The sequence below is a fragment of the Nostoc sp. LPT genome, from assembly GCF_017115165.1.
GTDB lineage: Bacteria > Cyanobacteriota > Cyanobacteriia > Cyanobacteriales > Nostocaceae > Nostoc.
The window spans coordinates 26,138-35,864 of the sequence record NZ_JABXKF010000083.1 but is presented as its reverse complement, the minus strand read 5'-3'; the positions used below and the strand labels follow the sequence as shown (position 1 = coordinate 35,864).

The window sequence follows — 9,727 nt, the reverse complement described above, 5'->3', positions numbered from 1 at the left end:
AAAATCGCTACACTCCACTATTTCTCATGCTTCCGCCTCCTTGTCACCCCTTCAGGAATTGGTATTAGTTGCAGGTGATGAAACCCAACAAAGCTCTGAAAAGGTTGCGTCTAAGTTCCTCAAGCAACCTACACTGAAGTTGTTTTTCAAGCAAAACCTACGCAGTTTTGGGACTATTTTGTACGATGGTCAAATATCACTTTCAATCCCATAGCAACAGAAGGAAGATGGCAATAAAAATTACATTGCTAATCGCCGATTTCCATACCATTGACTCAAATCATCCTCAATCACCTCAATAATCGCGATCGCCTCAGTTATTGATTTTGCATCGGCAGCTAAAAGTGCAAACGCTCGCTCAACCCGTTGTTGATAGTCAGTAGGGCAAATAGCGAACCTATTAGCAACTGCAATCGCCCCCTTTTCATTCAACAGGTAATCTTCATTGAGCGCGAATAAAACCTGATTAATACACGCCACACTGCGGAAACAACAACCTGCTGCGTAAACAACATCATCGCGTGCGATCGCCTTTTTTGCCACCAACAGCGAGAAACTTATTTCCCAGGCGAAAGTATCAATAGTTGCCTGTTTTAGCTGCTCTGGATAGGGCTTTGTTTTTACCTTCAAAGCTTCTAAAACACCATTAGGGTCGTAAAGTGCCTGACAAATAGCAATTTCCCCCATATAAATAGAGGACACAAAGCCATGAGGGTGTCCTGGTTGATAATCAATAGTAATGCGTCCTATATGGCAATCATCAATGACACGATTGACCTTCGCCAAATCGCGATAGAGAAAATCTACACCTACACCTTGAACCTGTAGCCAACCGCCGCCGTTAATCCACTTTCCCCATTCCCCAATCGCATTAATCAAATTTACGCGATGGTTATCATCAAGCTCACAGGCGAGGCGATTTAGAGCAATTAAATCGGGTGGGTTTTCTGGATTGTAATAAATCCCCAAATCCACATCTGACTTTAGGGTATGGTTGCCCCGTGCCCGTGAACCACCCAGTGCGATCGCTGTAATTCCCTCAATTGACCGCAAACTTGAAACAATATGGTTGATGAATTGGGGCGATTGTTGGATTTCCATCGTTGGTCATTATTGCGTCCATATCTTTATTTAATACTGTTAAATCCTAAAATAATATTATTTCTCTGTTGTAATGGTATCTGTGTCATCGGTCTTCAACTGACCATCTTCCATATAAATGATACGATCGGCAATATCGAGGATGCGGTTGTCGTGGGTAACTAGCAAAATCGTACAACCTTGTTCTTTGGCTAACTTCTGCATTATTTCTACGACATCGCGCCCAGATCTTTTGTCGAGTGCAGCAGTGGGTTCATCTGCTAAAACAATCTTAGGATGGCTAACTAAAGCACGAGCGATCGCTACCCGTTGTTTTTGCCCTCCAGATAGTTTTTCTGGGTAATAATTTACACGATCTCCTAAACCGACAGTTTCTAAAATGGCGATCGCTTTGGCGTCAATATCCTGATTCAAAAAATCGTCATGCAACTCTAGGGACATTCGCACATTTTCTCTTACTGTCAAAAAAGTCATCAAGTTATGCGCCTGGAAAATATAGCCAATCTGGCGGCGAAGCTTTGTTAATTGCAGCTTTTTAGCACTACGAATTTCCTCCCCTAAGATTTTGAGACTACCATCTTGAGCAGAACGCAGTCCACCCATCAGGGTCAATAGGGTAGTTTTCCCCGATCCTGAGGGACCAGTCATAATTACGATTTCCCCAGCGTTAATCTCCAAATTAATGTTGAATAATACTTGTTTACGAAGCGCACCTTCACCAAAGTAGTGGTTGAGGTTACTGATAGAAATCACGGATTCTGAAGTAGAAAGCGTTGAGTTGGAATTTACTGGTAAAGATTTTTGCAACATAGGATTTTATAAAGAGTTTTAGATGAATAGACTACAGTTCAAACGGGGAGTGGGGAGCAGGGGAGATGAGGGGGATAAGGGAGACAAGGGTGAATTATTGAACAAGTCTCTCCCTTATCTCCCCCCTCTTCCTTGTCTCTTCTCAATGCCCCATGCCCAATGCCCAATGCCCCCTTCAACTAAAAAACATCAGCAGGGTCAGCAGCTCGTAGTTTTCGCATTGCGATCGCCCCAGAAACACTACACATGATCACGGTCAAAATCCAAACCTGGATTGCCCGTTCCATTTTCATGAAAATGGGAAGCATTGTAGCAGCATAGGTGACTTGATACAATCCAAAAGAAAGGATGAATCCAGGCAGAAAACCTAAGATAGCCAATAACAATGCTTCTTGAATTAAGACTCCCAAGAGATAGTTATCGGTGTATCCCATTGCTTTGAGGGTGGCGTATTCTGGCAAGTGGTCAGAAACATCAGAGTAAAGGATCTGGTAGACAATCACAATGCCAACGATAAACCCGACTCCAGTACCTAAACCGAAAATGAAACCAATGCCAGTACCGGCTTCCCAGTAAGTTCTCTCTACTTTGGCAAACTCTTCTGGAGTCAAGACTCTGACATCTTTAGGTAGTCCATTGACAAGTTGCGATCGCACTTTTTCTGTATCGGCATCTGGTTTGAGCTTGATTAACCCAACTTCGATGCGATCAGGTTTACGCTCTGGGAATAGCTGGAGAAAGGTGGAGTCACTGGTGATCACATTACCATCGGCAGCAAAGGAGGCACCATCAGTAAACAAGCCTTTAACAGAGACAAGTTTATTATTCAGTTCCGTCTCAAAGTTGCCTGTTTTATTAAAAATATCAGCAACTGTTCCGTATTCTGGACGCCCTGCTTGGTCAAACAGAACTTGATACAACTGTTTCAAGTAATGCTGATTTTGTTTTATTTCGGCTGATTTGAATGCGGGTTGTGTAGGATCAATACCCCAAACCAAGATGGCGCGGTCGAGACGCGTTTCAGGATTTCGCCACTCTCCAGTGTTGATGTAAACAGAATTCACTGACTGAACACTTTCGTAACCCAATGCTTGGTACAATCGCTCTCTGGAAAAATTTTTCACTGAGAACAGAGTTTGAAATTGGGGACTAATCAAAACTAAATCTGCCTGTAAGTTGCGGTGGGGTTTGATGGCTGCATCAAAAAGCGCACTTTCAAATCCCAACTGAATGAACATCAGCATATCGGCAAAAGTAATACCTGCAACTGCAACAGCCAGACGGGTTTTTTCTTTCATTAACTGCCGCCATGCTAGGGGCGTTTTACGAAACATTTTGGAAAACATATTGAAAAAATTTTTAATAACCCAGTATGTCAGCTTGCTGTTCAATCTGGCGCTGTCGCATGAAAAGAAATAAGGGAAGACCTAAAGAAACACCAACTAAAAGATTACAAGCAACATAAACCCAAAGATTTTGCATTTTCAGACGTGTCCCTTCCCAAAATACGAATGCCCATAAGACTAGCGATGAAACAATCACATCCATGCCAAAAAAACCGGAAATTTTGCTAGCAAAGAGTTGTTCAAAAAACAGCTTTATGTCAAGACCATGCTCTAAGAAAAATGGAACAAACTGGGAGTAAGGTAGAACGAAGCCAAGTATACAAAGCAGAAGGTATATGACTTTAACCATGATTGAATTCACCTTATAAGAGATACTGGAATACACGAGATGACGAACAACAACTCTATATTTCAATTGCTGTCTGTACCTGTAAGTTAGTGAAACCAGCAACTCGCTTGCTGTCTTCAGGATTGAGGCGAATTTTCACTTCAATCACTCGGCGATCAAGGTTCTCTCCAGGCTGGTTGCTAAAAACGTTTTGTCTGATCACCTGTCGTCCAATTTGGGCAACGGTTCCTCGCAGTTCACCGACAAATGCCTGACTGCTAATCACTGCCTGTTGTCCTAGTTTCACTTGACCGATGTCGGTTTGATAAACTTCTGCTATTGCCATCATTTGGTCGTTTGGCGCTAACTCTGCAATGCCAGAATCGCTAATTTTTTCTCCCACTCGCGTATGAATTTTGATGATCTGTCCCGCCATCGGTGCTTTGATGTAAGCTCCCGCCAACTCGGTTTGGGCATGTTTGAGTGTGGCGATCGCATTTTCAACTTCTGTCTTGGCTGCGGCTACGTCTACAGGTCGGACTTCTGCAATACTCGTGAGTGTGGCTTTGGCTTCACTAACTTGTTTGCTACCAGTGGCGTTAGTGCGGGCGAGTGCTGCTTTGGCTTCGGCGAGTTCTTTGCTAGCAGTGGTGTTAATGCGATTGAGAACTGCTTTGGCTTCGTCTACTTGCTGTTTGGCAGTTTCTACAGTTAAGCCTTTGCTGTCATACAAAGAATTAGAAACTGCTCCTTGAGAATAGAGCTGCTGATAACGTTGATATTCGGCTGAGGCATTTTTGAGTTCTGCCTCTAGCTTCTTAATTGTTGCTTCTTGCGCGATTCTGTCTCCTGACCACTGTGCTTCTATGCGGAATATCGCTTCCTGTTGCGCTGTTTTGTCTCCTTGGGATTGGGCCTGAAGACGTTCAACGCTTGCCTGCTGGGCGTTAATTTCTCCTGCTTTGGCTCCTGCTTGCACTTGAGCGAGTTTAGCTTGAGCAACTCTGACTTGTTGTTGGGCTTGTAATACAGCAGTTTGCAAGCGATCGCGGGCATCTAAAATTGCTACCATCTGTCCGGCTTTAACGCGATCGCCCTCTTTGACTAGAATTTTGGCAATGCGATCGCCATCCAATGCCAAGGGCGCAAACAAGCTAATTACCTCAGCCTCCGGTTCTAGTCGTCCTAACGCAGCCACTTTTTGACTTTTGGGCGTGGTTTCTACTGGCTCAGATTTCTCAGCTTGACCAACTAACCCAAACTGAGAAATCCCATAAACAACAATTCCACCCGTAATAGCAGTAGCTGCAATTACTAATGCAACTAACCCTTTATTGGAAGCTTTTTTTAACAGCTTTTGAACCATCTTTTTTACTCTCCTCAAAAACTATTTTATCTACTGAGTTAATGCTGGTAGCAAATAATTTTTAGCCATCAATAAATATCAGATAATTGATAATTGTTAGATATGAAGATTTTGCAACTTATTTAGGTATCAAATCTAACCCTTAACTATTGCCCTATGTTGCGGCAAATATGCCGTAAGCATTTTGCCTAATAACGCACATTGTTCCATAAAATCAATTGTTTCATTACCCCATAACTTTTCCAGAATTAACCCATTGACAAAGCTCAAGACAAAGGAAGCCAATATCGGATCTTGAATACCCACAAAAGCGCAGGCAGCTTGCTGATAACGCTGATTAGTCCGCTTAAAAACACTATTACTTAACATTTCCTTAGAGTCTTGATGTTGACAAAAATCAATCCAAATATAAGTCCATTTAATGAAGTAATCCTCGTTTTTGACTAGATATCTTCCTAGTGCTTCCATTCCCTCTTGTAGTGTTTGCGCTCCTTCCAATTCAGCCAATGCTGCACTTAAATCTTGTTCACATATTTCTTGGGCCAATTGCTCAAATAGAGCTTGTTTGCTAGGAAAATAGTGGTACAACGTACCAGTAGAAACCCCTAATCCTTCAGCTATCTGGCGCATAGTGATGGAACCATAGCCTTTTTGAGCAAATAAATCAAAGCACTTGTTAAGCAGTTCTTTACGGTATTGCTCATGGTCAACAATCTTAGGCATGACTTAGAATATTTATATCGAACGATCGTTATATTTTAGTATAGCATGTTTACTGCTGGTATGTAAAAGCACAGTTAATTGATGTAAATCGAACATGCGTTATAGTTTAATCTAGTTTTGCCCTAGATGTAATACTTGTCAATTTTTATCTTTGCCGCTTAAGTATAAGACTATGACTTGATTTTGGAAAAAACCCTGTATATCTGGGTGAAGATTGATAAATACTTGTAATTATGTAATAGTAAATGCGTAGCATTTCATACAAAACATTACGCGAGGGTGAGACAAACGGTAACTTTGTCTTTTTGGGTGCAATGACTGTGAAAATCATTACTACACCTCCAAAAGTATCAAAACTTATTATGTAATATAATAATCTTATTTGTATTAAATACAATTTATGCCTTATCGGAGAAGTTTTTTAAGGAGAGCCGGATACACAACCCTTTCTGCCTTATTAACTATGGGGTTTTTACAAAAGGATGACCAAAAAGAAGACCAAGGCACGAATGCAATTGCAGCAAATTATACAAGTAAAAATTTAAATTCTCCCCTTCGAAAATTAGCTGCCGCCAAAGGAAAGCGTTATGGCGCAGCAATTTCTAGTGAATTTTTGCTAAAAGAGAAAGATTACGCTAACCTAATGGCTCGTGAATGTTCCATTGTGACACCGAATGGTGAATTAAAATGGGACGCTACTGAACCACAGCCAGGAAAATTTACCTTTGAGTCAGCAGATGCGATCGCTGATTTCTGCCAAAAACATAAGATAGAATTGCACGGGCATACCCTTTTCTGGCACATGGGAAAACCAGACTGGGTTCCTTACCCCCCTACACCTAAGATGATCGAACGCCATGTTAAAGGAGTCATGGGGCATTATCGTAATAGTCCCGTTTTAAAGTCTTGGGATATTGCCAATGAAATTATCGCTGATAATGAAAATGAAACTGATAACCCAACAATCGGTTTGCGTAAAGGGGTAAAACCAGAATTGATTCGAGACTTGTTTTTAATTGCCGCTTCAGTTGATCGCAGCAAGAAATTTTACCTAAACGATTTTGGCATCGAAGGCACCACATGGAAATCAGAACGTTTCTTAAGAATGGTCGAATATCTGAAGAATAGTGGTGTTAAAATTGACGGGGCAGGTATCCAATCACATCTATGGTTTTCTACTGCATATTCTTTTGACGAGAAAGGATTTAATTCAGTCTTAAAACGGCTTAACGATCTTGAAGTGAAACCAATAATTACGGAATTAGATATTATCATTGATACCCCACTACCCGATAGTATCAAAAGCCTAGACCAAATGGTAGCCGATAGTTACAAGCGATATCTTGACCTGTGCTTTGCAGCTAAAGTCGATACTGTGATTACATGGGGACTTACCGACCGTCATACCTGGATACGTCATCCCCAGTGGATGCCAAGAAAAACCTTTAGAAACAATCCAAGTCTCTGGAAATTTCTGCGTCCGCTTCCCTTCGATGAGAACCTGCAATCTAAACCAGCCCGCAATGCTATAGCCCAGGCTTTTCAGGAATCAACTTAATACTCTACCCAAGCGTAAATATAGCGTTTCCTAAGCAACTGAGGTACACCCAAATCTTTTTTACCAAGCTTAATAGTTTTGAAAATGTACCTCACTATGCCGGAAACTGGTATGGCACTTTTAAGTATTATTCTAAGCAAAATAGATGGAGATATTTTTCGTTATTCACGATTATGAAAGTTGAATAAGACTTACTGACTAATTAATCATTAAATCTTAGTACAACATTTCATAAATTCGTGACAAATTGAGCAACCTACTGGTAAGGCTTTGAGAGACTCGATCAAGCTACAAACTTGTGAAATTTCGTACTTAGAAAGACCAGCAGGTTATTTTTTTTTCGTTGACTTGAGATACTCCAAATTTCTCGTAAAAATAATGTGCCAACAAACCAAGGTTCAAGTAAGTAACGTCTCCAAAGCCTTTTCGGTTCAGATAACAAGCGATACAACCATTCTAACCCCACATTTCCCATCCAGCGAGGAGGAGTAGGTATTGCTCCTGCTATATAGTCCATACAAGCTCCACTAGTCAAAATAGTGTTGGTATGAACATGTTCAAGATTTTCGTAAATCCAATACTCTTGGCGTGGCATACCCATTCCCACCATTAATATATGGGGTTTGTAAGCATTAATTGCAGCTATAGTGGCCAGATTTTCTTGACTATCTTTGTCTATATCAATATAGCCATGAGCGCAAGCAATCTGTAAACCAGGAAATTTCTGGCATAAAATATTTGCTGCTTTTTCAGCAACTCCTGGCTTTGAACCTAAATAGAATACACGCCAGCCTTTAGTAGCAGCTTCTGCCATTAGAGGCCACACCCAGTCAGCATAGGTTACTCTTTGTTCTCGTTTAATTGGAAAACCTAACAGCTTTCCAATAAACACTAAAGGCATACTATCAATATGGGTATATTCTGCCTTGGCATAAAAAGCTTGCATTTTTAGATCATTATGAAAGAGATAAAGACTATGTAAGTTGTGATTAGCAATAATCCATTTTTCATCTTTATCAATAGATTCTTCAATCAATAAATTTAAGTCTAAGATAGAGAGTGCATCGACTTTAGCACCAATAACTTTATAAGAAAATTGCTTTTTCATATCTTGTTTTTCTTTTGATAAATATGAGATATTATCTCAAGGTAAAGGTGAGTATTGTAAAATTAATTAGCAAGATTCCAATATTGAAGGACTGACATATTTAAAAAGGCTAAGTTTTTTTAGTTAGAAATTATTATCTAAAAAAATATAACTAAAAAGCACTTATTTTCATGAGTATTTCCGCGATATTCTGTGCTCTTGCATTCCAGGAATACTTTTCTGTAATTAAGGTATATGCTGTATCTACAAGTGATTGATATTTATCAATATTTGAAGCAGCATCCAGTACTGTTTTAGCAACTTCTTCGCTAGAGTATCCTGTTACTAACAGATGTTCTAAGTGGCGAAATTCTTCTAAACCTCGTAACCCTTCTGGTGTTGATACAACTAGCTTTCTACTAGCGAAATAATCTAATGCTTTATTGCGAGCACCACCTGCTACTGCTTGTTTTGAGAATGGCAGCAGAGCAATATCTGCATATTTAAGATGGGCAACAAAATCTTCTCTTTTAGGTAAAAAGCCTAAAAAAGAAATGTTAGAGGGTATTGGTTCTGAAATATCACTACTATCCCTACCAATGACAACAAAATGTACTTTTTCTGGATGAATTTCAATAGATTTAGCAACTTCAATAGCCATTGATACAGACATATCATTAGTTGGAAATTGAAATGTTTTGGGAGCAATAATAACCACTATTTTAGCTGGTTTTAATGTTTGATAGGGGTCTTTATCTGGAAAAATTTCAGTATTGAGTAAGTCTTCAGTCACTCCATTACCGATGGAATAAATTTGCTGGGGAGTTTTACCATACCATTGGGAAATTAGTTTAGGAATTGATTCACCTGCTGCAATAATTGGACTGCCAGAGAATATTAAAATTCCCTGAGCAATATATGTCTTAATACATTGTGCAAACTCTTTGAAAGGATTGGCAACTGAAAACAAGCGCATCCAGTATTCATAAGGCGAAAATGTATGAAAATCTAATACAAGAGAAGAACTACTGTGTTTTCTAAGCTTTAGTGAAACTAAAGCAGCCAATCCAGGTAGTGTTTCTTGAGCATACACAATATCTGGACAGAACTCGTCGATGCACTTTTCTATAGCTTGAATATATGACTTCAAGCTTCTTGTTCCAATCGAAACAGAAGGTGCATATTTAACAGAGGAACAATCTAAACCTAGCTGAAAAACATCAAAATATTTAGTAAGATATTGTCCTAAATAAAAAGGTCTAGTAAATGCACCAAATGGTTGACTGGAATCGAGAGTTGAGACAATTAGTAAGCGTTTACCCATAAAATGATTGTTGATTATTTTATTATTTAATAATTGGAAACTCCATTTGCCAAATTATTAAGATAGTTATAAGTTATCCAAATA

The 9,727-nt window shown here is 39.7% G+C and carries 10 protein-coding genes; 2 read left to right on the top strand and 8 right to left on the bottom strand.

The window, feature by feature from the left end:
- On the top strand, window positions 1-214 hold a 214-nt coding region (locus tag HWQ58_RS18115; protein WP_292865374.1), incomplete at its 5' end, for a hypothetical protein.
- A gap of 26 nt (window positions 215-240) precedes the next feature.
- On the opposite strand, the gene HWQ58_RS18110 is transcribed toward HWQ58_RS18115, so the two are convergent.
- From HWQ58_RS18110 to HWQ58_RS18085, 6 genes are all read right to left on the bottom strand, one after another.
- Window positions 241-1,101, bottom strand: coding sequence for a nucleotidyltransferase domain-containing protein (locus HWQ58_RS18110; protein WP_292865372.1), 861 nt, complete (start codon window positions 1,099-1,101; stop codon window positions 241-243).
- A gap of 57 nt (window positions 1,102-1,158) precedes the next feature.
- Entirely contained in the window at window positions 1,159-1,911 is a 753-nt protein-coding gene (locus tag HWQ58_RS18105; RefSeq protein WP_292865370.1) for a DevA family ABC transporter ATP-binding protein, read from the bottom strand.
- A 179-nt stretch (window positions 1,912-2,090) separates the two neighbouring features.
- The gene (gene devC, locus HWQ58_RS18100) at window positions 2,091-3,257 is read right to left on the bottom strand and encodes an ABC transporter permease DevC (RefSeq protein ID WP_292865367.1); all 1,167 of its coding nucleotides are present in this window, start codon (window positions 3,255-3,257) and stop codon (window positions 2,091-2,093) included.
- Between the two features lie 13 nt (window positions 3,258-3,270).
- A complete protein-coding gene (locus HWQ58_RS18095; RefSeq protein ID WP_292865365.1) occupies window positions 3,271-3,606 on the bottom strand; it encodes a DUF2834 domain-containing protein in 336 nt (111 codons plus the stop codon).
- A 55-nt stretch (window positions 3,607-3,661) separates the two neighbouring features.
- Window positions 3,662-4,951, bottom strand: a complete 1,290-nt coding sequence (locus tag HWQ58_RS18090) for an HlyD family efflux transporter periplasmic adaptor subunit (RefSeq protein WP_292865363.1) — start codon at window positions 4,949-4,951, stop codon at window positions 3,662-3,664.
- 135 nt (window positions 4,952-5,086) lie between these two features.
- Window positions 5,087-5,674, bottom strand: coding sequence for a TetR/AcrR family transcriptional regulator (locus tag HWQ58_RS18085; RefSeq protein ID WP_292865361.1), 588 nt, complete (start codon window positions 5,672-5,674; stop codon window positions 5,087-5,089).
- Window positions 5,675-6,137: 463 nt separating this feature from the next.
- On the opposite strand from HWQ58_RS18085, the gene HWQ58_RS18080 reads away from it, so the two are divergent.
- Complete coding sequence (locus tag HWQ58_RS18080; RefSeq protein ID WP_292865359.1) at window positions 6,138-7,232, top strand: endo-1,4-beta-xylanase; 1,095 nt, start codon at window positions 6,138-6,140, stop codon at window positions 7,230-7,232.
- Between the two features lie 283 nt (window positions 7,233-7,515).
- On the opposite strand, the gene HWQ58_RS18075 is transcribed toward HWQ58_RS18080, so the two are convergent.
- The gene (locus HWQ58_RS18075) at window positions 7,516-8,340 is read right to left on the bottom strand and encodes a WecB/TagA/CpsF family glycosyltransferase (RefSeq protein ID WP_292865357.1); all 825 of its coding nucleotides are present in this window, start codon (window positions 8,338-8,340) and stop codon (window positions 7,516-7,518) included.
- A 151-nt stretch (window positions 8,341-8,491) separates the two neighbouring features.
- Window positions 8,492-9,643: a glycosyltransferase family 4 protein gene (locus HWQ58_RS18070; RefSeq protein ID WP_292865355.1), complete on the bottom strand. Its 1,152-nt coding sequence runs from the start codon at window positions 9,641-9,643 to the stop codon at window positions 8,492-8,494.
- Between the last annotated feature and the right edge of the window lie 84 nt (window positions 9,644-9,727).

Coding starts and splice junctions, on each gene's coding strand:
- HWQ58_RS18090 (WP_292865363.1), bottom strand. CDS start 4,951: ATGGTTCAAAAGCTGTTAAAAAAAGCTTCCAATAAAGGGTTAGTTGCA.
- HWQ58_RS18095 (WP_292865365.1), bottom strand. CDS start 3,606: ATGGTTAAAGTCATATACCTTCTGCTTTGTATACTTGGCTTCGTTCTA.
- HWQ58_RS18105 (WP_292865370.1), bottom strand. CDS start 1,911: ATGTTGCAAAAATCTTTACCAGTAAATTCCAACTCAACGCTTTCTACT.
- HWQ58_RS18085 (WP_292865361.1), bottom strand. CDS start 5,674: ATGCCTAAGATTGTTGACCATGAGCAATACCGTAAAGAACTGCTTAAC.
- HWQ58_RS18075 (WP_292865357.1), bottom strand. CDS start 8,340: ATGAAAAAGCAATTTTCTTATAAAGTTATTGGTGCTAAAGTCGATGCA.
- HWQ58_RS18080 (WP_292865359.1), top strand. CDS start 6,138: ATGGGGTTTTTACAAAAGGATGACCAAAAAGAAGACCAAGGCACGAAT.
- HWQ58_RS18110 (WP_292865372.1), bottom strand. CDS start 1,101: ATGGAAATCCAACAATCGCCCCAATTCATCAACCATATTGTTTCAAGT.
- HWQ58_RS18070 (WP_292865355.1), bottom strand. CDS start 9,643: ATGGGTAAACGCTTACTAATTGTCTCAACTCTCGATTCCAGTCAACCA.
- devC (WP_292865367.1), bottom strand. CDS start 3,257: ATGTTTTCCAAAATGTTTCGTAAAACGCCCCTAGCATGGCGGCAGTTA.